The 24,182-nt window shown below is 40.8% G+C and carries 22 protein-coding genes and 1 riboswitch; of the genes, 13 read left to right on the top strand and 9 right to left on the bottom strand.

From position 1 onward, the window contains the following. Positions 1 to 212: 212 nt before the first annotated feature. Positions 213 to 2,120 carry a beta-glucoside-specific PTS transporter subunit IIABC gene (locus tag MHB67_RS17955; protein WP_044334936.1) on the top strand — a complete coding sequence of 636 codons (1,908 nt, stop codon included), beginning with the start codon at positions 213 to 215 and terminating at the stop codon, positions 2,118 to 2,120. Continuing rightward, on the top strand, positions 2,092 to 3,510 hold the full coding sequence (locus MHB67_RS17950; RefSeq protein WP_306654629.1) for a glycoside hydrolase family 1 protein: 1,419 nt from the start codon (positions 2,092 to 2,094) through the stop codon (positions 3,508 to 3,510). The genes MHB67_RS17955 and MHB67_RS17950 overlap by 29 nt, the downstream gene beginning before the upstream one ends. A 525-nt stretch (positions 3,511 to 4,035) precedes the next feature. Here the strand turns inward: MHB67_RS17950 and MHB67_RS17945 are convergent. The 6 genes from MHB67_RS17945 to MHB67_RS17920 all read right to left on the bottom strand — a co-directional run bounded on the left by MHB67_RS17945 (position 4,036) and on the right by MHB67_RS17920 (position 12,240). After that, on the bottom strand, positions 4,036 to 5,025 hold the full coding sequence (locus MHB67_RS17945) for a GNAT family N-acetyltransferase (protein ID WP_342492686.1): 990 nt from the start codon (positions 5,023 to 5,025) through the stop codon (positions 4,036 to 4,038). A gap of 1,061 nt (positions 5,026 to 6,086) precedes the next feature. Next, complete coding sequence (locus tag MHB67_RS17940) at positions 6,087 to 7,208, bottom strand: 5-methyltetrahydropteroyltriglutamate--homocysteine S-methyltransferase (protein WP_198456664.1); 1,122 nt, start codon at positions 7,206 to 7,208, stop codon at positions 6,087 to 6,089. An 88-nt stretch (positions 7,209 to 7,296) separates the two neighbouring features. Continuing rightward, positions 7,297 to 7,409, bottom strand: a riboswitch (SAM riboswitch). Between the two features lie 82 nt (positions 7,410 to 7,491). Beyond that, positions 7,492 to 8,811, bottom strand: coding sequence for a gluconate:H+ symporter (locus MHB67_RS17935; protein ID WP_024423918.1), 1,320 nt, complete (start codon positions 8,809 to 8,811; stop codon positions 7,492 to 7,494). Positions 8,812 to 8,861: 50 nt separating this feature from the next. Further along, complete coding sequence (locus MHB67_RS17930; RefSeq protein WP_342492685.1) at positions 8,862 to 10,283, bottom strand: four-carbon acid sugar kinase family protein; 1,422 nt, start codon at positions 10,281 to 10,283, stop codon at positions 8,862 to 8,864. Between the two features lie 7 nt (positions 10,284 to 10,290). Further along, positions 10,291 to 11,184 (bottom strand): 2-hydroxy-3-oxopropionate reductase, encoded by an 894-nt coding sequence (gene garR, locus MHB67_RS17925; RefSeq protein WP_034624128.1) that lies wholly within the window; start codon positions 11,182 to 11,184, stop codon positions 10,291 to 10,293. A gap of 198 nt (positions 11,185 to 11,382) precedes the next feature. After that, positions 11,383 to 12,240, bottom strand: coding sequence for a MurR/RpiR family transcriptional regulator (locus MHB67_RS17920; RefSeq protein ID WP_024427535.1), 858 nt, complete (start codon positions 12,238 to 12,240; stop codon positions 11,383 to 11,385). 161 nt (positions 12,241 to 12,401) lie between these two features. Here MHB67_RS17920 and MHB67_RS17915 point away from each other — a divergent pair, with 161 nt between their 5' ends. Continuing rightward, complete coding sequence (locus MHB67_RS17915; protein ID WP_025093777.1) at positions 12,402 to 13,079, top strand: DUF3298 and DUF4163 domain-containing protein; 678 nt, start codon at positions 12,402 to 12,404, stop codon at positions 13,077 to 13,079. A gap of 83 nt (positions 13,080 to 13,162) precedes the next feature. On the opposite strand, the gene MHB67_RS17910 is transcribed toward MHB67_RS17915, so the two are convergent. Both MHB67_RS17910 and pepT read right to left on the bottom strand, forming a co-directional pair. Continuing rightward, complete coding sequence (locus MHB67_RS17910) at positions 13,163 to 13,342, bottom strand: hypothetical protein (protein WP_008345664.1); 180 nt, start codon at positions 13,340 to 13,342, stop codon at positions 13,163 to 13,165. 289 nt (positions 13,343 to 13,631) lie between these two features. Beyond that, positions 13,632 to 14,864, bottom strand: a complete 1,233-nt coding sequence (gene pepT, locus MHB67_RS17905; protein ID WP_151039622.1) for a peptidase T — start codon at positions 14,862 to 14,864, stop codon at positions 13,632 to 13,634. 226 nt (positions 14,865 to 15,090) lie between these two features. On the opposite strand from pepT, the gene MHB67_RS17900 reads away from it, so the two are divergent. The 5 genes from MHB67_RS17900 to MHB67_RS17880 all read left to right on the top strand — a co-directional run bounded on the left by MHB67_RS17900 (position 15,091) and on the right by MHB67_RS17880 (position 18,499). Next, complete coding sequence (locus MHB67_RS17900; protein ID WP_024427532.1) at positions 15,091 to 15,414, top strand: WXG100 family type VII secretion target; 324 nt, start codon at positions 15,091 to 15,093, stop codon at positions 15,412 to 15,414. A 4-nt stretch (positions 15,415 to 15,418) separates the two neighbouring features. Further along, positions 15,419 to 16,615, top strand: coding sequence for a glycine zipper domain-containing protein (locus MHB67_RS17895; RefSeq protein WP_024427531.1), 1,197 nt, complete (start codon positions 15,419 to 15,421; stop codon positions 16,613 to 16,615). A gap of 12 nt (positions 16,616 to 16,627) precedes the next feature. Continuing rightward, entirely contained in the window at positions 16,628 to 17,386 is a 759-nt protein-coding gene (locus MHB67_RS17890) for a hypothetical protein (protein WP_342492684.1), read from the top strand. Between the two features lie 21 nt (positions 17,387 to 17,407). Continuing rightward, the gene (locus MHB67_RS17885) at positions 17,408 to 17,935 is read left to right on the top strand and encodes a YfjD family protein (RefSeq protein WP_234107455.1); all 528 of its coding nucleotides are present in this window, start codon (positions 17,408 to 17,410) and stop codon (positions 17,933 to 17,935) included. 99 nt (positions 17,936 to 18,034) lie between these two features. Next, complete coding sequence (locus MHB67_RS17880) at positions 18,035 to 18,499, top strand: helix-turn-helix transcriptional regulator (RefSeq protein ID WP_048237844.1); 465 nt, start codon at positions 18,035 to 18,037, stop codon at positions 18,497 to 18,499. 53 nt (positions 18,500 to 18,552) lie between these two features. Here the strand turns inward: MHB67_RS17880 and MHB67_RS17875 are convergent, their stop codons facing one another. Beyond that, positions 18,553 to 18,900: a helix-turn-helix transcriptional regulator gene (locus tag MHB67_RS17875; protein WP_044334362.1), complete on the bottom strand. Its 348-nt coding sequence runs from the start codon at positions 18,898 to 18,900 to the stop codon at positions 18,553 to 18,555. Positions 18,901 to 19,105: 205 nt separating this feature from the next. On the opposite strand from MHB67_RS17875, the gene MHB67_RS17870 reads away from it, so the two are divergent. The 5 genes from MHB67_RS17870 to MHB67_RS17850 all read left to right on the top strand — a co-directional run bounded on the left by MHB67_RS17870 (position 19,106) and on the right by MHB67_RS17850 (position 24,119). Next, complete coding sequence (locus MHB67_RS17870) at positions 19,106 to 20,095, top strand: asparaginase (RefSeq protein WP_342492683.1); 990 nt, start codon at positions 19,106 to 19,108, stop codon at positions 20,093 to 20,095. Between the two features lie 28 nt (positions 20,096 to 20,123). After that, entirely contained in the window at positions 20,124 to 21,545 is a 1,422-nt protein-coding gene (gene aspA, locus MHB67_RS17865; RefSeq protein WP_024423908.1) for an aspartate ammonia-lyase, read from the top strand. Between the two features lie 142 nt (positions 21,546 to 21,687). After that, entirely contained in the window at positions 21,688 to 23,097 is a 1,410-nt protein-coding gene (gene nhaC / locus MHB67_RS17860; protein WP_151039634.1) for a Na+/H+ antiporter NhaC, read from the top strand. Positions 23,098 to 23,392: 295 nt separating this feature from the next. Then, the gene (locus MHB67_RS17855; RefSeq protein WP_024423906.1) at positions 23,393 to 23,818 is read left to right on the top strand and encodes a DUF5082 family protein; all 426 of its coding nucleotides are present in this window, start codon (positions 23,393 to 23,395) and stop codon (positions 23,816 to 23,818) included. A 37-nt stretch (positions 23,819 to 23,855) separates the two neighbouring features. Further along, positions 23,856 to 24,119 carry a YwqI/YxiC family protein gene (locus MHB67_RS17850; RefSeq protein ID WP_024423905.1) on the top strand — a complete coding sequence of 88 codons (264 nt, stop codon included), beginning with the start codon at positions 23,856 to 23,858 and terminating at the stop codon, positions 24,117 to 24,119. Positions 24,120 to 24,182 lie beyond the last annotated feature (63 nt).

Genomic DNA, 24,182 nt, shown 5'->3' with positions numbered 1-24,182 from the left:
TGTCCCTATCTTTGATAAGGCGTGATTTAGGTTTTTTTATATCTAAAGACTTATAAAAATTAAATAACGATCAATCGCTATGAAGGATTGTTACTGGTTAAGCAGGCAAAACCTAAATATCGATTAATGTCTGAATCGCTATTTCTCGGACATTAATGGATGTTTAGGTTTTTTCTATATCAAGATGAAATCAACGATTGGAGGGTAACACAATGAACCACAAACAAACAGCAAAAGAAGTGCTAGAACTTGTCGGCGGTGAAAAGAATGTTAAACACGTCACGCATTGTATGACAAGACTTCGCTTCAACTTATACGATGAAAGCAAGGCAGATAAAGAGAAGCTGCAATCAACAGACGGCGTCATGGGCGTGAATCAAAGCGGAGGCCAATATCATGTCATTATCGGCAATGATGTCTCAAATGTCTATCAAGCGATGGTCGCTGATTCAGGTCTATCATCTGATGTAAAGTCAGGCGGTACAGAAGAAGCGTCAAAACAAAATGTGATATCAAAGCTTTTCGATTTTATCTCTGGTGTCTTCACACCGATTCTTCCAGCCATCGCTGGGGCCGGTATGATCAAAGGGATTTTGGCACTGATGCTCACATTCCAGTGGATATCAGATAAAAGCAGTACGTATGCGATTTTAACAGCCATTGGAGATGGAGCCTTTTACTTCTTACCGATTTTGCTTGCTGTAAGCGTAGCCAAAAAAATTGGCACAAATCAGTATATCGCGGCTGCCATTGCAGCAGCAGCACTGCACCCGCAGTTAACCGCTTTACTGGGCGCGGGAAATACAGAATTTCTAGGCTTGCCAGTGGTTGCAGTTGTGTACTCTTCATCGGTGATTCCAATTCTACTCACCATCTGGCTTGGTTCATATGTTGAAAGATTCGCAGAAAAATATAGTCCGAAATCATTAAAGATCATCCTTGTTCCAACAGTCACACTTCTAGTCGTTGTACCAGTTATGCTCATCGCGGTTGGACCGCTTGGCGGAATTATCGGAAGTGGCCTTTCAGGTGGAATTGATTTATTGTTTAAACATGCAGGTCTTTTGGCCGGACTCTTGATCGGCGGATTCATGTCACCATTGATCATTACGGGCATGCACTATGCACTGCTTCCAATCATGATCAACAACATTACGTTAAACGGTTTTGACTACATTCTACCAATGATGTTTGTAGCGAATATGGCACAAGCAGGCGCAGCATTCGGTGTCTTCTTAAGATCAAAAAACAAAACATTCAAATCATTGGCGATGTCTACAAGTATCACAGCCTTAATGGGTATTACTGAACCTGCTATGTATGGTGTGAACATGCGATTGAAAAAACCGTTCCTTGCAGCCCTTATTGGTGCAGCAGCAGGCGGCGTGTTCATGTCAATCTTTAAAGTAAAATCATATGTGATATCTGGATCAGCAGGCCTTCCAGGTCTCCCAACATTCATTGGACCAACATTTGTCTACTCAATCATCGGTTTAGTCATCGGATTTGTTGTAGCAACGATCATGACACTTGTTCTAGGATTCAAAGATGTACCAGTGAAAGATGATACAAAAGCAGACAAACCAGAAGAAAAGAAAGACACAGCAGCACTTCAAAATGAAGTGGTACAAAGCCCGCTTGAAGGTCAACTAAAGCCACTCAATCAAGTAAATGATGCAACATTTTCTAATGAAATTATGGGTAAAGGTGCAGCCATTGTACCAACAGCTGGGCGTGTTGTAGCACCGTTCAACGGCAAGGTTGAAACCATTTTCCACACAAAACACGCCATTGGCTTGAAGAGTGAACAAGGTACAGAACTTCTCATTCATGTCGGGATTGACACGGTAAAACTTGGCGGAAAGTATTTCACAAGTCATGTGCAGTCAGGTGATCTGATTCAAGCAGGAGATGTACTCATTGATTTTGATATCGAGGGCATTCAGCAAGAAGGCTATGATGTCACCACACCTGTTATTGTCACCAACACAAACGATTTTGCACAAGTTGATGCGAAAACAGATGGAACGATTACAGTGAAAGAGACACTGCTTACAGTCAGTGTAGAAGAAAAAGAGGAGGGTATTCAACATGAACAAGTTAGAAAAAACATTTCCTAAAGGTTTCTTATGGGGCGGCGCTGTTGCAGCCAACCAAGTTGAAGGCGCATATAATCAAGATGGAAAAGGCTTATCGACAGCTGATGTATCACCAAATGGTATTATGCACCCATTCGATGAATCAATGAAAGACCTTAACTTATATCATGATGCAATCGATTTCTACCATCGCTATAAAGAAGATATTGCACTCTTTGCAGAAATGGGATTCAAGTGCTTCAGACTATCCATTTCTTGGCCGCGTATCTTCCCAAATGGCGACGATGCGGAACCGAATGAAGCAGGCCTTGCTTTTTATGAAAAAGTATTTGATGAACTGCATAAGCACGGAATTGAGCCAGTTGTCACCATCTCTCACTATGAAATGCCGCTCGCACTTGTGAAAAACTACGGCGGATGGAGAAACCGTAAGCTTGTCGATCTTTATGAAACATACGCGAAAACATTGTTCACTCGCTTTAAAGACAAAGTGAAATATTGGATGACATTCAATGAAATCAACGTTGTATTACATGCGCCTTTCACTGGCGGCGGACTTGTATTTGAAGAGGGTGATGACGAGAAAAGCATTCAATATCAAGCAGCGCATCACCAATTTGTTGCAAGTGCTTTGGCTGTCAAAGCAGGACACGAAATCATTCCTGATGCGAAAATCGGCTGTATGATTGCAGCGATGACAACTTATCCGTACAGCTCAAGACCAGAAGATATGTTTGCTGCAATTGAGCAAGACCGTAAAACATTGTTCTTCTCAGATGTACAGGCAAGAGGTTATTACCCAGGTTACATGAAACGTTATTTCCTTGAAAATGACATCAACATCGAGTTCCAAGATGGCGATGAAGACATCTTAAGAAACCATACAGTGGACTATATTGGCTTCAGCTATTATATGAGCTTTGTGACAAGTACAGATCCAAAGATCCTTGAACAAGTGACTGGCGGTAACTTATTTGAAGGTGTGAAAAACCCTTATCTAGAAGCAAGTGATTGGGGCTGGCAAATTGATCCGAAAGGACTTCGTACAACACTGAATCAGCTGTATGACCGCTACCAAAAGCCATTGTTTATCGTAGAAAATGGATTGGGTGCTGTCGATCAAGTAGAAGAAGACGGATCCATTCAAGACGATTACCGAATTGATTACCTCAGAAGCCATTTGCTAGAGGCGAGAGAAGCGATCGCAGACGGAGTTGACCTGATCGGTTATACAAGCTGGGGCCCAATTGACCTTGTCAGCGCATCAACGGCTGAAATGAAAAAACGCTACGGCTTCATTTATGTTGACCGTGATAATGAAGGAAACGGTACATTAGATCGAAAGAAAAAGAAAAGCTTCGATTGGTATAAACAAGTGATTGCGACAAATGGGGAACATTTGGATTACTAAACAGAGAAACTATTGTTTCGTTTCTTTAAGGACATATGGTGTCTTGAAACGGTGAAAATAATACAAAAACAATTTGAATCAGGCATTATCATTCTTTGGGTCTCCTCTAGGGGCATGATGGTGATAATGCCTTTTTTATGAATAAGACAAAATTGAACAAAAAATAAACCACACTTTAAATTGTTGCGTGGTTCAAATAAATCATATGATCGGAGTTTTGAGCTTCAAACATTGGTTTTAATTCGGTAATACCTATTCTTCAAGTATTTCTTTTATATCTTCAATGATTAGGGTATTTAAAATTAAATTCTAGTAGACTTAACCCTTTCCCAATTGTGGTCTAAGAAAAGAATCCTATTCTCAAATGGTTATCAGCAGCAATTCTGTCTTCAATTCAGTAATTATACATCTGAATCTTTCTCCACTGTATGAATTCATGATCAATATTATAAAATTTAACTAGCCCAGGATAGACTATTAATAACTTGGTAGTACTCATGGAACTAGTCAGTCAGCTTTTTATAGTCATTGTATCAACCTTTTTTCAAATTCTAATTCATCTTTGACATGTATTCCGTAATTTCCTATAGAGGGAATTGTAGGTTTAACCATTCTTGCTTTATCAATTGCACCAATATAGATGTTTTTGAAAGAATATCCCTTTCTTTGATAAAACCTAATTGCATTTAAGTTATCATTACTAGTGATTAAATTAATAGAGTGTATATTTTGTGTTTTTAGATTTTGTTCTAACTCATAAAGTAATCTACTTCCAACACCATGGTACTTTTCTAGAGCCTCCAAAGTCAGGATTTCTGCCTCTTCTTTGAATATTTTGTAAACTAATATTCCTACTATATAATCTCCACGTTTAGCCAACAAAATGTTTTCATTTAAAACATTATAAGTTGTCCCTTTAGACACCATAGTCGTTCCACCCCAATGTTCATTAAAAAACCATGTTAACCACGAAAAGTCTTTTGAACTTGGCTGAGTTATTATCAATTCTTCTGAAAGAGAACATTTTTTTGACAGCTGGATATGGGCTATTTCTTTTTCATGAGCTTGATCCTCAAAAAAATGGATTGAGATGCCTAGTTTTTCGGCGTTTATTTGAGCAAGTTTTTGTGCATAGTTCGAAAAATCTTCAGGGTCAATACCAAAATAAAAAAAACTCTCAGGTGGATTCTTTTTGTACCACAGTTTGCTACTGATGACATATTCGTTTTGTTTTGTTTCAGTTATGCTGATATCATCATATAATAGTGCTCTTCCTTCAATAAACTCTAAGACAAATTCATCTAATTTGTTTTGAGTAAATAAACGGTTTTTTTCTTGAAAATATCCTATTTCACTTAATTTGCTGTGAATCCAATTAATTAAATCATCCTCGTTTAGTTCATTATCTCTCGCTAGTGCCATTAGCATTGCAATGTAATTAACGATTGTTTTGCTTCTCTTAGTTGAAATGTTTTTATAGATGTTTTCTAAAATATCGTTGTTAAGTTTATTCATTTTACATATACAACTTCCTTTTCAATTAATTGTTTACTCAATGCTTCCAGGTCTTCGATACAAGTTTGAACATCTGTATCATATTCTTCAGTAATTTCTAACAAGTTACCAAGATTGTGGCTTTGGCTCGTTTGTATCCATACTTGTTGGAATATCTCCGATTTCATCATAACTTCCATAAACTCTTCAACGGAGAATTCTAAAGGATGGAATGAATAATTTGAATACCTGTGCTGGTGTAATGGGGGTATGGTTTATAATTTTATTACCTATCGACGGATAGTTTATTTTCTTTGGCGAAATCATTATATAAATAACATTCATCATAAGTTAGCCATGAATGTACACTCCTTTCATAAAGTGTTAAGGTATGAAAAAACAAGTTTATAATACATGTCCATTAGCAATAACTACATTACTAAACTCAACAAGAAGAGTAGTTTTATAAACTTTATTCTTGTAATCATTTTTCTATTTATGTATTAAATTTCAAGTTAATACCCTAACGGAAGTCATAATATCACATTTTTCTTATTTTTTTAATTTAGATCAATAAATTTTTGACAAGTTTTTATATCGATACTCTCTATCTAATAAAGTGAATATCATTGAGGAGGCAGGGATCTTAACGAATTTTTAGTACCACCTGTAGGGGGCAATGAGTTGGTATGAAAAAGAGTTGCCTTAGCATTTGATTTCACCGATATATTTAAACCAAAGCTTCGAGACCCCATAAACTATAGTCATACTTTTAGGTTTGCTTGAGGGAACGATGGAAAAAGCAGTATTGTAATTTCTAATAATTAGGGTGGATTTTCAGTAGGAGATATTCTGGCTAGGAAGATGACTTGAATGTATCAATCCACTTAACTTGTTAGACAACTTATGAGTATAAAAATGGTTTTTAAGAAGATAACGTATGTTCAATATCTTCTTAAACTCAACTATAGAAGTAATACGATTAAACTTAATATCAAGTTGATTGAGATGACAAAAAATAAAGAACCGCTTAAAAAAGCGGTTCTTTATTATGAAGGTCAGGTTTTTCTGTAAGTTTCCGCCTATTTCCACACTTGATCAGCAATCTCAATCACATGACGCAGCTTTTCCCATTGTTGCTCTTCTGTTAACAGGTTGCCTTCCTCTGTTGAGGCGAATCCGCATTGTGGGCTCATACAGATTTGGTTAATGTCTACATATTGAGCCGCTTCCTCAATGCGTTTTTTAATCTGTTCAACTGGCTCAAGCTCTCCGTATTTTGAAGTGACAAGGCCTAGTACGATTTGAAGGTTTGGGTTCTTCACATATCGAAGGGGCTCAAATCCGCCAGAACGATCGTCGTCAAACTCTAAAAAGAGACCATCAAGATCTAAGCCGGCAAAAATTGTTTCTGCCGCTGCTTCGTAACCACCTTCAGCTGCCCATGTCGATTTAAAGTTACCTCGGCAAATGTGCATCGTGATCACCAAATCCTCTGGGCGGTCGGCAACAGCTTCATTGATTGTCTTTGCAAACGATTCACGAAGTTCATCTTCTTCTCGGCCAAAGGCTTTGATTTGTTCGTGGCCTTTTTCGGAAAAGAACACTGCCCATGCCGTATCATCCAGCTGCAAGTAGCGGCAGCCTGCATCATAAAAAGCACGGATGGCTTTCTTATACGCTTGTGCCACATCATGGTGGAATTCCTCTAAGCTGTCATACACTCCTTCTTCAAGCTTTCCACGGAAAAAGAGCATATTCGGACTTGGAATCGTCATTTTAGCCGTATGATCACCAGCGATGCTGTGAAGGAAACGATAATCCTCCAGCATTGGATGATCTGTAAAATCGATCTTGCCTGTTACCTTGATCCCTCTAGCTTTTGTCGTTGTGTTATGGAATTGAATGCCTTGATCTGCTTCAAATCCTTCAACTCCATCGAGTCCTTCAAGAAAGTCAAAATGCCACCATGCACGTCTGAATTCACCATCTGTGACAACCTCTAACCCAATTTCTTTTTGCTTCTCTACTATACGTGTAATTTCTTCGTTTTCAATTTGTCGGAGCTGCTCTGCTGTCAGCGTACCGTCTGCTTTTTGCTTACGTGCTTCCTTGATGCGCTCTGAACGAAGTAAACTTCCTACTTGATCTGCGCGGAATGGCGGTTTCGTTGTTTTCTTTCCAATGGTTTGTACTTGTGTCATGCTGAATCCCTTCTTTCTTCAGGTTAAAAAATCAAATAAAAAAGCTCTTCCTTAGATAAGGAAGAGCATCATATACTGTGAGAACTCTGCCTTATCTTCAAACAAGCATCTGCTTGCTTAAGGAATTAGCACCATTCTGTTCCTAGGAACAGCGGTTGCCGGGTTTCACAGGGCCAGTCCCTCCACCACTCTTAATAAGGTTACCTTTTGATTCAATTTTCTTAATAAACACAATTATTCAACGTTTTCAGGGAAAAGTCAATGGTTTTTACAATTTAATTTCCTACATGAACAAATCAGCAACAAGAACACCAGCAAGTCCGACAAGTGAAAGCACGGTGACCATCAATGTCCACGTTTTAAAGGTTTGAGCCATTGATAGGTTAAAGTATTCTTTATAAATCCAGAAACCCGCATCATTCACATGAGAGAATGTAATACTTCCCGCACCTGTTGCGATGACCATTAATTCAGGGCTGACACCCGTCAGGCCAATTAGTGGTGCAGAAATGCCAGCCGCCGTGAGACCGGCGACAGTGGCTGATCCTAAAGAAACACGAAGGACAGCAGCAATGAGCCAAGTCAGAAGCAGGGGAGAAAGTGTGCTTCCTTGCATGATCCCTGCAATGTATTGATCGACACCGCTATCAATGAGCACTTGTTTAAAGGCGCCTCCACCTGCAATAATTAATAGAATCATAGCAATAGAGCCGATAGAATCCGTGATGGACTTCATCACGTCCTGCATGCTCTTTCCTCTTCCAAGCCCAAACGTGTAGATGGCTAGCAGCACTGAGATTAATAGTGCAATCGCCGGTTCGCCTAAAAACTCAGCAGTTGGCAGCAATGGGGAGGATGGGAAGAAAATTTCTAGAAATGCTCTGAATGTCATAAGTAATACAGGCAAAACAGCAGTGAAAATGCTAATGCCGAAGCTAGGCATTTCTTCTTCTGTGAATTCCTTTGGATTAAATAAGTTCTTTGGGATATGTGCGTGCAACTGATCTTTTTTAAATAGTTTCGTAAACAGAAGTCCGCCTACTAAAACAGCAGGAATCGCTAAAATAATCCCAACCAATAAGGTTTGTCCCATGTTTGCCTGAAAGACATTCGCAATGGCAGTCGGTCCTGGGTGAGGAGGGAGGAAGCCATGTGTGGTGATGAGTGCAGCGACGAGCGGCATACCCACATACAGCACAGGAAGTCTTGCAGCTTGAGCGATTGTAAAGACTAATGGAATTAAGATAATGAATCCGGTTTCATAAAATAGAGCAATTCCAATCACAAACCCAGTCAGCATCGTCGCCCATTGGATTTTTCCGATGCCAAATCGGTCAATGAGTGTCATCGCGATACGCTGAGCACCGCCAGAATCAGCCATCAATTTCCCAAGCATCGCTCCAAAACCGAGAACGAGTGCCAGGTGTCCGAGCGTACTGCCAAGTCCTTTTTCGACAGAAGCAATCGCTTCTAGTGGTGTCATCCCTTCTAACACAGCAACAATTAAAGAAACAATAATCAAAGAAATGAAAGCGTTTAACTTAAAGACAACCATGAGTAAAAGCAATAACAAAACGCCAAGTCCAATAAACACTAACGACATGATCTTTCCTCCTTTGTGGTGCATAAGGGGGCGCAAACACCCCCTATGCCTTATCCTTCAAGTATGTCTACAGCTTCTTTTAACGTATCCTTTGACCCAACATTTCCCGGGAAAATCACATAAGACATGAAAGGGAATTTACTTTCTTCTCCTGTTTGCCAAACAGGGATACCTGGTTTGATTTGACCTGCCACGGTTGCGCATTTCACGCTAAGTCCTCTTGTCCCAATATCGCTGGAGGTAATTCCACCTTTGGCAATAAGATACTTAGGACGAATGGTGAGACGCTGGACAATACTTGTCACAGCATCACTAATCTGTACAGAGAGTTTTAGTTCTTCCTCTTGGCGATCATCCCCAAGATCAAGCCGTTCTCTTCTTGTATAAACAGCCACAGATTGACCACCTGCCAACAGTGTTTCAGTTTGCTGAATAACGCGGTTAATTTCTTCGCGAAAGGCATCAGGCTCTAACACGAGGTGGGTATTAAATTCAATAAAAGCCATCTTTTTATTTTGTTGCAGCGCTTTTAATTGTTCTGTTGTTTTTTTCACATGAGAACCGATCATAATGAGACCACCATGCGGGCTTTCTTCTTGTATCAAGGCATCTTTTGTTAATAAGGCTTGATCTCCTATACCGCCAAGTACTTTTGTGAGCGCCGCCGCACTTCTAAACATCAGCTGCTGTCCTGCTTGAATGGCTTCAATGAGAGCGGTGACAAAGACTTTGACATCGTCATAATCCACCGCGTTTACAACCACCTTTTTGAAATCCTTCACACCCCTGAGCTGATGTTTGATTTGATCAATGCGTAAAGCACGCAGATCAGCTAATGAAATGTAGGTCGTGTTCTCTTTTGTGAACATTCCTTCTGACTTTTCTTCAATCCATTCTCCAAGATGAGATGATTGAAAGCCGAATGTACGGTCTCTTGCAAATTCTGTGTCACCAGCAGGAATTAATTCATGTCCTTCCTGTACGTAATGAATATTGTCGATCGTAAAGCGTCCACCTTCTTGGAAAAAAGGAAGAAGGATTTCACCATCGAAATGGCGGGAGCTTTGCTGTTCAATGGTTATTTTGAGTACTTCGGTTTCAAGCGGAAAGTGTCCGCGAAGAGTAGAATCCCCTCGGCTGACAATGACGAAGTCCTGATTAAGACGTTCAGCCACCTTTACAATGGTTGCAGCGATTGTTTCGTGCACAGCGGCAGTTTCTTTCTCTGTCATACTGCGAGAATTGGTCAAAATAAAGAACATGCGGCTATCTTCAAGAAAACCAGCCTCAATGCTTTCTTCTGACCAATCGGTGAAAACAGAGACGCCATGTACGGTTTGAATCCCTGTTGGATCATCGTCTAATACAATAACTTTATGCTGAAAGCTGCTCAGTGCTTGTTCGTATGCTGATTGAATGGCCTTTGAATCTGCTTTCGGAATGGCATTCAGTATGTCAGTGCTTTGTTTCATGACCATCTCATCCTTTCTTTACTTCGACATGAGCCATTTTTTCGTAATATTGAACGATGCCGCCATGATCAAGCCCGGATTTTCCGTCCGCTTTGAGGGCGTGGAAGATTTCGAGCAGCTGACTAGAAAGCGGAAGAGGAACACCGATATCGTGAGCAGTTTCCATGACATTGGTTAAATCCTTCAAGTTGATGTCGATGCGTCCGCCAGGTTCAAAATTTCGTTCTAAGATGAGAGGAACTTTTGCATCGAGCACGGCACTTCCTGCCAGTCCGCCGCGGATCGCTTCATACATCTTATCAATGGCAATGCCTGATTTAGCAGCTAGAACGAGCGCCTCGGACATGGCCGCAATATTTAAGTTGACGATGATTTGATTGGCAAGCTTCGCTGTTGTCCCGCTGCCATTTGCCCCAACTAATACGACTTCAGTGCCCATTGAAAGCAGGACATCCTTCACTTGCTCAAAGATGGATTCTTCGCCGCCAGCCATGATGGCGAGTGTTCCGTCAATTGCCTTCGGTTCTCCGCCGCTGACAGGTGCATCGATAAATTCCACCTGATGCTGTTTGGCAAGAGCAGCTAAAGCCCTGGAGGTGACAGGAGAAATTGAGCTCATATCTACGATGACAGTGCCAGGTGCAGCTGTCGTTAAAATCCCTTGATCACCTGAAACGACTGCCTCTACATGCTCTCCTTTAGGAAGCATTGTGATGATGATATCGCTTTCAGAAGCTGCCTCAGCTGCTGAAACAGCACCTTTTGCTCCGGCTTCTTGTAACGATCGAATCGCTTCCTCATTTAGGTCAAAAACTGTCAAAGCATGACCAGCTTTTAATAGATTGAGTGCCATAGGTTTTCCCATAATACCTAGTCCAATGAATCCAATCTTCTTTGTCACGTTGTCCGCCTCCTATATAGAAAACCCTTACAAAAAGCGCTTTCTTTTCATTATGTTAGTATATATACTATCTTTTAAATTTAATAGTAGGAAATAAACTATTGTTTATTTAATGTACATGACGTGATAGGAACGTGTCAACGGAAAATATGAAAAAAGTCACAAAAAAAGACCGGAATCAGCTCCGGTCTTTTGTGTTTATGTTTTATTTTTAGCTACGGCTAATCGAGATCGTTTCACGTTTTCAATGGCATTTGATCCTAGCTCTAAAACAGCGGTGACGTATAGTACATCAATGATCACAAGCTGGTTGATACGGGAGATCATGGAGTCCGAACGATAGGTTGTCTCTCTTGAAGAACTAAGCAGATGAAAGTCAGACCGCTTTGCGAGCTCAGATTTCGGATAGCTGGTGATAGAAGCAACCTTTGCCCCTTTTTCTTTTGCAAACTGTACGGCGTCAAGAATTTCTCTGCTCTCTCCTGAATGGGAGATTGCGACGATAAAATCGTGTTCCGTGGCGTGTGTTGCAATCATATTCATCATATGCGGATCACTGCATAGGCTCACTTCAAAACCAAGCTGCAGGAACTTATGATAAGCATCCCCAGCAATAAAGCTGGACGCGCCTGCTCCAAAAAAGACGGTTTTATGTGCCTGTTTCATGTGTTCAATGAATTGTGTGACGGCATGATCTTCTAAAATATGCTTCATATCTTGTATAGAGTTTGTTGTTAACTCTATGACCTTATGTTTAATGTCAGCTACACTATCGGTTGCCTCGATCTCACCGTATATGGATTGAGGTGTATTGGTCGCGATATCCTGTGCGACATGGACACGAAACACTTGATACGATTCATAGCCAATTTTTCTTAGAAACCGAAAGATCGTCGTTTCACTTGTGCTGCATTCAGCAGCGAGTGCACTTATAGAATGAAGCACAACTTTCTGAGGGTTTTGTAAAATGTAATTGGCAATCTTTTTCTGGGTTGGGGACAAACTATGAAACGTTGTCCGAATGTGACTAAAAATATTCTCTTCTATGATAAACACCACACTTCATCTAGCATTCTACATTAAGCATACAGGAACTTATGAAAACGGTAAACAAACCCGATGTGGAAAAATGAAGAATAATATGGAAAAAATACTTCTTTTGGTTCTTTTGTCATGGTATACTCATCTGGTAATAGACAAAAATGGGGGTTTTTACTATGACGATGAAAAAAGGCCTAACGATCAGCCTGCTCATTTTCTCACTGATTGTTTCCTTGTTTGCGCCAGTTGGATCTGCGGATGCCAAACAAGCAAAAAAAGCAAAAGTAAGTACACACTATTATAAGAAGAAAAAAACGTTCAAATATGCACAGGTGAAAAATCTAAGCAAGACGCATATGAAAACCATCAATCGTGATTTAAAAGAAGATATCGCCTTTTCTTATTCTACTTACTTGTACTTAAAGGACGAAGCGAAAAAAGAAGGCTACGGGAAGGTCACGTATGAGAGAACGTATAAAACGAAATTTAACAATGGTAAGAAACTGAGTATCTTAAACTATGATTACATGTATAACGGTGGAGCGCACGGAGACACGATGGTTTCCAGCATGAACTATGTGTTAACAAAGAAAAAAACAAAGCAGCTGTTCTTGACAGACGTTGTGAAAACAAAGAAAAAGCGTACGAAAGTAAGAGATTATATTTATAACTACACAAAGAAACATAAAAGCAAATTCTACGCGAACCTGAAAAAAAGCGACATTGAAATCAACTACAATACGCAGTATTACTTCACGAAAAAGGGAATTGCTGTTGTCTTCCAGCCATATGAAATTTCACCTTATTATGTTGGAATTCCTATGATTCAAGTGCCTGCGAAGGTATATAAATAAAAAGAAAAACGACCAGATTCAGTGGTCGTTTTTTGCTGTTTATTCAACAAAAGAGCCTCCTCATGAGGCTCTTTTATTTGGATCTATACTTGTTTAGGTGCATCGTTTAGTGGGTGACGGCGTTTTCCGTTGTAGTGGCGGCGCATACGAAAGATTTCAAACTCCGAAAGCTCTGCGCTTTTTCTTTTTTGGGTGCGGTTATCTTTTTTGAAAGAGAATAGTAAGTAGCAGCAAAGTGAAGCGATAATCAATAAAATCATCATATGACATTCCTCCAATTCATCCTATTCTTTAAGTGTAGACAGGGTGAGTGATGTTTATAACTGAAAATAAGCAGCAGACTTGGTTTAGTTCTTAAGGTTCATTCAATCTGCTATTTTAGGTCTAAAATACTGGTTGTTTTTAACTATTATATTTCCAGTTATTTCACTCGTCAAGAAGAATTTTTTCTGGGGTTGTCTCTATTAGTACGAATAAGTGTCATAAAAGTTTCAGAAAATTGTAAACTTTTATTAAAAAACCGTTCCCGAACAGGAACGGTTGTAAACATGTCTATGCTTTTTCTTCAAATAAACGGGCAATTTCAACGATAACTTCGGTTGCTTTCACCATGTTTTCAACGGAAATAAATTCATATTTACCGTGGAAATTTTCCCCGCCAGTAAAGATGTTTGGCGTTGGTAGACCTTTATATGAAAGCTGGGAGCCATCTGTGCCGCCGCGGATTGGTTCAATGACCGGTGTTACTGAGCGATTTTCCATGGCTTCATGAGCAATGTCCACAATATGTTTCACCGGTTCAATTTTTTCTCTCATATTATAATATTGATCCTGAATGCTGAGGGTGATGCTGTTTTCTCCGTAGGTGGCTTTTAAGTCATTTGCTATTTTTTCAAACAGTGCCTTGCGCTTGTTGAATTTCTCTTTATCAAAATCACGGATAATATATTGCAGCTCCGCCTCTTCTACTTCCCCTACAAATTTCGTCAGGTGGAAAAAGCCTTCGTAGCCTTCTGTATATTCCGGAGATTCTTCAGAAGGAAGTTTATTGTGAAAGAGCATCCCAATTTTCGCAGCGCTGACCATTTTGTCCTTTGCTGTTCCTGGGTGGACGTTGTTTCCTTTAATGGATACTTTCGCGCCTGCTGCGTTGAAGCTTTCATATTGCAGCTCGCCAAGCGGTCCGCCGTCAATTGTGTACGCATAGGAAGCGCCAAAGGCATCAACATCAAACTTGTGCGGCCCTCTGCCAATCTCTTCATCCGGCGTAAAAGCGACGCGGATTTTCCCATGCTTGATTTCTGGGTGTTCGATGAGGTAATGCATAGCTGTCATAATTTCTGCGATACCAGCTTTGTTATCTGCACCAAGCAGGGTTGTGCCATCTGTTGTAATCAGCGTATGTCCTTGGTACTTTTGTAAATTTGGAAACTGTTGTGGAGATAAAACAATATGTAGATCTTCATTTAAGGTAATGTCGCCGCCTTGATAGTTCTCATGAAGCTGCGGTTTTACATTTTTTCCGGTGAAGTCAGTGGCTGTGTCGATATGAGCCAGGAAGCCAATGGTCGGCACGTCTTTGTCTGTGTTAGACGGGATTGTTCCCATGACATAGCCGTTTTCATCCATAGTCACTTCTTGAATCCCGATGGATTTCATCTCTTCAACAAGCTGTCTCGCCAGGTTCAATTGTCCTTCAGTAGATGGGCAGCTTTCCTTTTCTGCATCTGACTGCGTATCTACCTTCACATAACTTGTGAAACGCTGAATCATTTCCTCTTTCATCTATACGTCACTCCTTTTGTAGAATACGTCCATTTTATCACGTCTTGAATGCGCTTCATAACAAGAAAGGCTTTCTCTGGCAATTAGAGAGGAAAAAGGCCTACTTTCATTAGGTAATGTGCTGAATGGTTCTTTAGGGTGATTTTTTCGGGTGTCTTTTTATTTATAATGAGGACATATAAAATCATCCATTTGTACGTTAAATTGGGAGAAAGGGGTGCGAAAGTTGGATTCTAGTCAAACGCTGGCACTCGCTCAAAAGTTTCAGGAAGCGGCTGATGAGATTCGGCAGTCCAAGCAGCTGCTGGAAAATCGGCTGAAGGCAGTAGGATCAGGCTGGCAGGGAGAAGCAAGGGATAAATTTGATCAAAGCTTTGAAGAAACAACGGCACGCTACGATCAATTTGAAAAAGATTTGCTTGAAACAAGTCAGGAACTGCGGGATGCAGCAGTCAAAATTGAGGAGCGTAAAGCTGAAATTGCCAGAATGGAAGAGCTTGAGCGAAAGAGACGAGAAGAACGGAGAGAAAGAAACCGAGAAGGGAGATGATGTGATGGCACGTGACATTGTGGTTGATCCAGATCAGCTGACTGGGCTGGCGAATGATTTTGTAGGTGAGCTGTCAGCCATTGAAACGAAGCACCGCGATTTACATAGTGAACTGGACGGGCTGATTTTAGGTTGCGATCCTCGGTATAGAAGCTGTTTTTCTGGTGTCGGGGATGCATGGGGAGCAGGACAGGCATTAATCAGCAAATTGAGCAGTGATGATATTGCCATTCGTCATGCAACCGATAAAATGGTCGAAGCAGATGATATATTGCGGAAATTGTACAGTATCTATGATCAATATGGTACACTCACGAGCTTAGCTGGTATCGTGATGATGCAGGCGAAATATTACGGGCTTGGGATGACGACTTTCATTAAAGAGAATGGCCGATATGCAGCGCAGCATTCAAAGCTGCTGCTTGATCTGACCAGCCGGGTAGAAGGAACGAGATTTGACCGGTTAGCAAGGATTTGGCTGAGTAAAAAAGAATTATTAAAACGATCGAACTGGCCGATGGCTGACTTGGTCCATAAGAAATTCACAAAATTTTATCCTGACGATACAGTTGCGTTCACAAACAGTGTCCGTGATTTTACAAAAGGAAGTATTAATTGGAAGGACACGGCTGCGATTAAGTCTGTTCTGAAAAATGGTGCAAGATTTGCGAAAGGAAATGCCATCATTGCAACAGTTGTCACTGGTGCAACAGAAACGGTTGGCTGTGGATTGAAAATTGCCGAGAACTATGCAGAATTCGGTGATCAGCCAGAAGTTCTTAAGCGTGAAAATGCAAAGGCTGTTGGAAATGCAGTGAACAATACGGTCTTTATCGCTGGCGGTTCTGTCGCAGGTGCCGTTGTCGGAGGTGCTCTTGGCAGCTTTGCAGGTCCGATTGGAACCGTTGTTGGGGGAGCCATTGGTTCAGCAGTAGGTGGATTTATTGGAGAAAAAGTCGCCAAGCTGACATCCGGTTTTGCTGAACAGATGGCAGTGAAATTAAAGGACCCGATTCATGCAGTCGTGGATAAAGGGAAAAAAGCATTTGAACTGGCGGGTCAAGGTGTGAAAGCAGTGAATGATACCATTGATCAGGCAAATCAGGTGATACATAAAGGGATAGAAAAAACAAAAGAAACCGCAGATTCGCTCATAAAGGGTGCAGGCGATTTCTTTAAGGGTGCATTTTCTTTTGGATAAGGAGAGATCAAGTTGGATCAGCTAAGTCTAAGTATTGAGGAACTCATCTTTAGTTTTTACAGTGAAGGCTATTTTGAACAAGGCATGTCCTTAAAGGAGGCCTATTATCCTGAAGTAGAGGACGAACGCCTTGGGTTTTTATTTGAAATTGCGTGCCGCTCTTTGCTTGCAAAAGGTGTACTGGAATTTCGAAACAGACAATACCGTTATAAAGCGGAATACCGTCATTTCATCCAGGCGATGAATGATGCCTCTCACACGATCAAGGCATCTAAATTTGGAGACACAGATGAAGAAGTCAGCACCTCTTTTCACACAACACAGGCGGGTGTATATGCGCATCATACGCTTTATGATCAACAAGTGCATCAGATTCGTAAACTGAGCGGCGATCAGCAGGCAGAAGAGCAAGTGACAGCCTTTTTCAACATACAGATGAATGATCACCCTGAACCTGTCATCAGCCTCCAGGCAGAGGAATTTGAAATGCTGTTAGAACAGGCAAGCGAAGCGAAAAATAAGTGGCCATCTTTCCTGAATAAAGCGGAGAATCAAGAGCTCGTGAAGGCATTTGTTTCTGATGTACAGACGAGAAAAGGAAAGATGGACTCTCTCATGAAGGTCGTCTATGACAAAAATAATACGCCTGATGTGGAGTCGATGATATTTGTAATTCCAGGTGAGAACCAATCGTGGCTTGTATCAGGAATAAAAGAAAATCAATTTCGCATTGAGACGGCTCATCAAGACGGGTTACGTTCTATATTCTAATGGAGAAAAGGAGAATGACGCTTGAATCCAAGTGAAGTAATAGAAGTAAGGAGCAGACCTTTTTTAAGAGTATGGGCATTCTTAGCAACGGGCGGCTTCGGTATCATCGGTATTTGGTTATTTTCAGAAGCTCTTACATTTGAATCGAACTATACATTGTTTTTATTTTTAGGCGGACTATTAGGTATTGTCTATGGCTGGATCTCCTTTTTGATGATTTTGCCTGCTTTTACGAAGAGGGGAAATGTGATTTTTCGCATTCAGCGCGGAGAGAATGGCGCTGTGCTGCACCGGGAGCGAACGATCTCTTTTCAAGATATTCAATCAATTGGCATGCGCAGGCATCGTTACAGTATAAGAGGATTTCTTTTCATGGATGTGCTCATTCGGAAAGTAGATGGAAAATTGATCAAAATTCCGGCGTACAGCATTTTAGATGAAGAAGTATTTGAGCAGACCGTCAAACAGGAGATCTATCCATATTTACATCAGACAGCCCAAGAAAATTGGAGACAGCAGCATGGCCAAGGAGAAGAAAAGACCGACTAAGCTGTTTTTGTCAGAATTCTATAGGATGAGGCGCCACTTTTTCGATGAAATCGTGTATGATGTCAGTAAAGACTGAACACTCGAAAGAGGTGATGAGAGATGGATAAAGAGATGGTAATCGACCTCGTCACAGAACAAATGGCACGGATTCGAAAAGAAAAGGATTATACACAGGATCGCATGGCAGAGGTACTTGGTCTATCAAAACGGCATTTACAGCAGGTTGAAAAAAACAGGCTGCGTCTCAATTGGACGCAATCCGCGGCCGTATGTGCATTATTCAGAGATAGTGATATTCTGAAAGGGACACTAGGGGATGACCCGCTTGAGATTTTGGAAGTTGTGGCACATGATGAATTACATTTATCAATTGAGCGTACGATTGGCGGAAAGGTTTGGTGGAGGACGGCTGTCAAAAAAGGCACGTTTCGACTTCAACAAAATGTGCTTAGTCAGCATTACCGCATCTTAGATGAGGAGAATTATCGCTATTATAGTTCGTTTAATAAAGAAGAAGCGAAGCGGCGGCTAGAGGAATTAAGCCAGCTGTCTTCTCCATATTGAGATTGAAAAGGAAAGAGAGGCACCTGTATATAAGGTGCCTCTCTTTTCTGTGTTTATACTTTTAGAGTGTTTTTCGCCCGAATAAAGGCAACAAGCTGTTTGATTTCTTCATCATTTAGGGGAACGCCGTCTACATAAATGGTTCCTTCTTTTGCTTCCGTCAGTTCAATTTTGATATCAGAGATTTTGCGTTGTATCTCTGGCTCGTCCGTTCTACCAAGTAAAAAATCAATGGACGTATCATACAAATCAGCCATCAGCTTCACTGCTTCAAGCGAAGGTCGTCGGTACCCAGATTCGTAACCGGCATAGGTGCTTTTGGCGATACCTAGGCGATCTGCCGTATGCTGGAGAGACCATTTTTTCTTTTTTCTAAGGGTGGTTAAACGATCGAGTATCATACATGAACGCTCCTTTATTTACAACAACAGTATATCATATTTTGACATAGAATGTACGCGTTATGCGTAACAATTTCTTGATTAATTCGCGTTATGTGACTATAATGGCAATGAAGGTACGCGTAAAGCGTATATTATAGAATAGCACAAGCTAGCTTATAATATGTGTGACAAACGAAGTAATTTTACGAAAGAGGTGGACCTGTTGAAGAAATTATTGCTTTTAACGACTGGTGGGACGATTGCATCTGTAGAGAGTGAAAATGGTTTAGCTCCAGGTGTTAAAGCTGAGGATCTTTTGAGCTATTTAAACGAAATTAATGCAGAATATACAATGGACACAAAGTCCCTAATGAGTATAGATAGTACAAATATGCAGCCTGAATACTGGGTTGATATCGCAACAGCCATTTATGAGAATTATGATCAGTATGACGGGTTTGTCGTTACTCACGGAACCGATACAATGGCCTATACATCAGCAGCGCTGTCTTATATGCTGCAAAATCCTGATAAGCCGATCGTGATTACAGGTTCACAAATTCCGATTACTTTTAAGAAAACAGATGCGAAGAAAAACATCACAGATGCAATTCGCTTTGCATGTGACGGTGTTGGCGGCGTGTATGTCGTGTTTGATGGCAGGGTCATCCAAGGAACACGTGCGATCAAACTAAGAACGAAAAGCTACGATGCATTTGAAAGCATTAACTACCCATATATTGCATCAATTGAAAACCATCAAATTGAATACAATAGCAAAGTAAAAAGAACACCAATGAAACCGCTTAAATTAGATGCATCCTTGAACACAGATGTGTGTCTGTTAAAATTGCACCCAGGCCTGAAGCCTGAGTTTTTAGATGCAGTCAAAAGCTTGTACAAAGGCGTTGTCATTGAAAGCTACGGCAGCGGCGGAATTCCTTTCGAAGGAAGAAACCTTTTAGAAAAGATCAACGAATTGCTGGAAGAAGGCATTTCTGTTGTCATCACCACTCAGTGTCTGGAAGAAGGAGAAGACATGAGTGTGTATGAGGTAGGACGCAAGATCAATCAAGATTTGGTGGCACGTTCAAGAAATATGAATACAGAAGCTATCGTGCCGAAACTGATGTGGGCACTAGGCAAAACAACAGATCCAAGAGAAGTCAAAAAGATTATGGAAACGCCAATCGCAGAAGATTTAGTGATTTAACTATTCTATAGAAAGCAGGTCATAAGAGATGGTTCAAGCAACTTATCGCTATGAGAAGGATTTTCTTGGTGAAAAAGAAATTCCAGCAGACGTGTATTATGGGGTTCAAACCCTCCGTGCAAAAGAGAATTTCCCGATTACAGGATATCGGATGCACGAGGAACTAATCAGAGCCTTTGCCATCGTGAAAAAAGCAGCAGCTCAAGCTAATATGGAAGTTGGACGTTTATATGAGGGAATTGGAAATGCCATCGTTCAAGCGTCTGACGAAGTCATTGAAGGCAAGCTTCACGAGTACTTTATTGTCGATCCAATTCAAGGCGGCGCAGGAACGTCCATGAATATGAATGCCAATGAAGTGATTGGAAACAGAGCACTAGAAATTATGGGACATCAAAAGGGAGAATACATCCATTTAAGCCCAAACACACATGTGAACATGTCGCAATCAACGAATGACTCATTCCCAACGGCGATCCACATTGCTGTGCTCAAGCAGTTAGACATTCTGCTTGAAACGATGCAAGTCATGCAGGACGTCTTTCAAAAGAAAGCGAAAGAATTCGATCATGTGATCAAAATGGGACGTACGCACCTTCAGGATGCTGTTCCAATCCGTTTGGGACAGGAATTTGAAGCTTACAGCCGTGTGCTGAGCCGTGATATTAAGCGGATCAACCAATCAAAACAGCATTTATATGAAGTCAATATGGGTGCAACAGCTGTTGGGACAGGCTTAAACGCAGATCCTCGTTATATTGAAATCGTGGTGAAGAAGCTCGCTGATATATCTGGTCTTCCTCTTGTAGGTGCAGAGCATCTTGTGGATGCAACGCAAAATACAGATGCTTACACAGAAGTATCCGCCGCTTTAAAAGTATGCATGATGAACATGTCTAAGATTGCCAATGACCTTCGCTTAATGGCATCTGGTCCGCGCGCAGGTCTTGCTGAAATCGCATTGCCAGCCCGCCAGCCTGGATCATCCATCATGCCTGGGAAAGTCAATCCAGTCATGGCAGAGCTCATTAATCAAATCGCATTCCAAGTCATTGGGAACGACCACACGATCTGTCTTGCTTCTGAAGCAGGTCAGCTTGAGTTAAATGTGATGGAGCCTGTTCTGGTCTTTAACTTGCTTCAATCTATTAGTATAATGAATAACGGATTCCGCTCATTCACAGATCATTGCTTAGCGGACATTGAAGCAAATGAAATACGTTTGAAAGAATATGTAGAAAAAAGTGCAGGCGTGATCACTGCCGTGAACCCTCACTTAGGCTATGAAGCAGCCGCTAGAATTGCAAGAGAAGCCATTTTAACAGGACAATCGATCAGAGATCTTTGCTTGCAGTACGATGTTTTAACGGAAGAAGAACTTGATATTATCTTAAATCCATTTGAGATGACAAAGCCTGGCATTGCGGGTGCAGAGCTCCTAGAGCGATAATAATATCAAAAATTTTATTTTATTAATATGTGGAATTGCCTGTGAAAAAGAGAAAAACAGGCAATTCACTTCTTTCGAATTGACACACTTTTTTCACAATATTTTGAAAACGCTTAACGCACGCACAAAGGGAGGAAACACAATGAAATCACCACGTCTACCATCTATTTTAGAAGTCGTAGCTGTACTTGGCTTGTTTTTAGCAATTGTTTTATCATTTACTCTTTACTTCAAATTAGATATTCAGTTAGCATTGTTTATCTCATGGTTTATGGTTATTGCTTTAGGTATTCGATTGGGGCATTCATACAAAGATCTTCAAAACGCCATTACAAAAGGGATATCGAATGGTTTAGAAGCTGTTTTGATTTTAATTGCTGTAGGTGCACTTGTTGGAACATGGATTGCCGGCGGAGTGGTACCCACATTAATTTATTATGGACTGGAATTTATTCATCCTAATATTTTCTTACTAGCTACACTTGTCATCTGTGCAATCATGTCCGTTGCAACAGGAACTTCTTGGGGTACGGTTGGAACGGCTGGGATTGCGATGATCGCAATTGGTGAAGGTCTAGGTATTCCACTTCCGATCGTTGCTGGGGCCGTCCTATCTGGTGCTTATTTCGGAGATAAATTATCCCCATTATCAGATAGTACAGTGCTCGCTTCTTCTCTTTCAAAAGTGGACGTGCTGGCGCATGTTCGAGCAATGATGGTTTTATCCATACCAGCCTTTGTGATTACAGCGATTATGTTTACGGTTACAGGCTTTATGTATGGCGGACGCAACATTGATCAAGGTAAAGTAGAATTTTTGAAAGATGCCCTTCATGATACATTCACAATCAACATTTGGATGATCATCCCAGCAGTAGTGGTTGTATTACTGCTCGTATTTAAGAAACCTTCATTGCCTGTTATTGCTACTGGTGCTCTTTTAGGGTCGATATGGGCGATGGCTTTCCAAGGAATGAATCCAGCAGATGCGATTGGTTCAGCATACAATGGCTTCTCTATTAATTCAGATGTAGATTTCTTAAATACGCTGTTAAATCGTGGCGGTATTGTAAATATGCTTGGATCTCTAGTAGTCATTATTCTCGGACTTGGTTTTGGTGGAGTACTTGAATATCTCGGCGTCTTAAAAGTGATTGTCGCTACTTTCGAGAAGAAATTATATAATGCAGGAAATGTCACCCTATCTACACTGGTTGTTGCGTTCTTCGCAAACATTTTTGGCTGTGCGATGTATGTTTCATTAATCCTTACACCGAAAATTATGGAAAAAAGCTATGATAAATTAAAAATAGACAGACGGGTTCTATCTAGAAACGCTGAAGTTGGTGGAACAATGACTTCTGGTATGGTCCCTTGGTCAGATAACGGTATTTACATGGCAGGAATTCTTGGTGTATCGACTTTCTCTTATTTACCATTTATGTGGTTGAGTTTTGTTGCCATTGGTCTTGCAATCATTTACGGATATACGGGTAAATTCATTTGGTACGTTAAGAATCCACCACAAGAATCAGAAGAATCGGCTTCATAAGCCGGTTACAAAAGCCGCTCCTGAACGGGGCGGCTTTGTTTGTCCTAGGACCGTGAGACTATATGTGACATATAGCAAACGAACAGGAGTTTAGACCTCCTGCAAATGAGGTCGAAAGGGGTAGTGTGAAGCAGAATGAAAGCATATTTATCCCATAAAAAGGGCACAAATCCCTATTCAAACATGAGTCTTTGAACCTTATAATAACAATATTGGAAAAAGTGCTAATCACCTTACGCTCGTTTAGAGAGACTCTAAGCAGCGTTTTTATTTTTTGACAGGAGGAGGAACCCATATGAGCTTATCGGATATGCTGTCTGCCCTTAACGGTGGCATTTCAAATAAAAAAGCAGAAATTGAAGAGAAAATCGCTCGACTCAAAAAGGCGAAAAGCAAGGTTGAACGTGAACAAGATGCGGCAGAAACAGATTTAAAGCAAATCAAGCAGCCAAAGCTTGGGACCTCTTGGAAAGGTGAGCGAAGCCAGGATTTCAAAACAGACCGAAATGAAGCACATGATGCGCTGCAAACGATCGTGAACGATCAATACCCACGCTACGTGAGCCGTATCGAATTCAAAATCAGTACATTAGAAGCAGAACAAGCTGCGTTATCCTTTGCCAGTTCCTTAGCTGGAGACGCCGCACGTCTTGCTGAAAAAGGAGAAGACGCAGTAGAGGACGCAAAACGCTTGATCTCAAAAGCATGGAGCAGCTTGTAAACGAGTTTCATGCTGAACAAATCTGGAGGATATCACAATGGGACAAATTAAGTTAAACTACCAAACAGTTATGGATAAACTAGATGAAGTCTCCCAAGCCGTCGAAGCTTTAGCGATGAAAAAAGCAGCAGATAAAGCGGGTGAAAACAGCCTTGAATTTGTAACCAAGTGGACGGCACGTGAAGCAGAAGTGAGCGAAATGGTCTCAAGCTTTAAAGAAGCCTTAATTAAAAATGTTCAGGATACACGTTCTAACGTGAAAACATTAAAAGAACAAGACGAAGCGATTGCTGCAAAATAATCAGCACAATCGCTTTTATTTATGGGTACCATTGACATAATGTGATTGTGGTATTAAAGTCTC

Source organism: Bacillus sp. FSL H8-0516, from assembly GCF_038635285.1.
In the GTDB taxonomy this organism is placed as follows: domain Bacteria; phylum Bacillota; class Bacilli; order Bacillales; family Bacillaceae; genus Bacillus; species Bacillus safensis.
This window is presented reverse-complemented; position numbering and strand designations above follow the sequence as displayed.

What these genes read in the sequence shown, in the direction of transcription:
- MHB67_RS17950 (WP_306654629.1), top strand. Translation starts at nt 2,092, where the DNA reads ATGAACAAGTTAGAAAAAACATTTCCTAAAGGTTTCTTATGGGGCGGC.
- MHB67_RS17855 (WP_024423906.1), top strand. Translation starts at nt 23,393, where the DNA reads ATGAGCTTATCGGATATGCTGTCTGCCCTTAACGGTGGCATTTCAAAT.
- MHB67_RS17850 (WP_024423905.1), top strand. Translation starts at nt 23,856, where the DNA reads ATGGGACAAATTAAGTTAAACTACCAAACAGTTATGGATAAACTAGAT.
- MHB67_RS17895 (WP_024427531.1), top strand. Translation starts at nt 15,419, where the DNA reads ATGGCACGTGACATTGTGGTTGATCCAGATCAGCTGACTGGGCTGGCG.
- MHB67_RS17940 (WP_198456664.1), bottom strand. Translation starts at nt 7,208, where the DNA reads ATGACACAAGTACAAACCATTGGAAAGAAAACAACGAAACCGCCATTC.
- nhaC (WP_151039634.1), top strand. Translation starts at nt 21,688, where the DNA reads ATGAAATCACCACGTCTACCATCTATTTTAGAAGTCGTAGCTGTACTT.
- MHB67_RS17915 (WP_025093777.1), top strand. Translation starts at nt 12,402, where the DNA reads ATGACGATGAAAAAAGGCCTAACGATCAGCCTGCTCATTTTCTCACTG.
- MHB67_RS17930 (WP_342492685.1), bottom strand. Translation starts at nt 10,283, where the DNA reads ATGAAACAAAGCACTGACATACTGAATGCCATTCCGAAAGCAGATTCA.
- MHB67_RS17880 (WP_048237844.1), top strand. Translation starts at nt 18,035, where the DNA reads ATGGATAAAGAGATGGTAATCGACCTCGTCACAGAACAAATGGCACGG.
- MHB67_RS17955 (WP_044334936.1), top strand. Translation starts at nt 213, where the DNA reads ATGAACCACAAACAAACAGCAAAAGAAGTGCTAGAACTTGTCGGCGGT.
- MHB67_RS17875 (WP_044334362.1), bottom strand. Translation starts at nt 18,900, where the DNA reads ATGATACTCGATCGTTTAACCACCCTTAGAAAAAAGAAAAAATGGTCT.
- pepT (WP_151039622.1), bottom strand. Translation starts at nt 14,864, where the DNA reads ATGAAAGAGGAAATGATTCAGCGTTTCACAAGTTATGTGAAGGTAGAT.
- MHB67_RS17910 (WP_008345664.1), bottom strand. Translation starts at nt 13,342, where the DNA reads ATGATGATTTTATTGATTATCGCTTCACTTTGCTGCTACTTACTATTC.
- MHB67_RS17935 (WP_024423918.1), bottom strand. Translation starts at nt 8,811, where the DNA reads ATGTCGTTAGTGTTTATTGGACTTGGCGTTTTGTTATTGCTTTTACTC.
- aspA (WP_024423908.1), top strand. Translation starts at nt 20,124, where the DNA reads ATGGTTCAAGCAACTTATCGCTATGAGAAGGATTTTCTTGGTGAAAAA.
- MHB67_RS17945 (WP_342492686.1), bottom strand. Translation starts at nt 5,025, where the DNA reads ATGAATAAACTTAACAACGATATTTTAGAAAACATCTATAAAAACATT.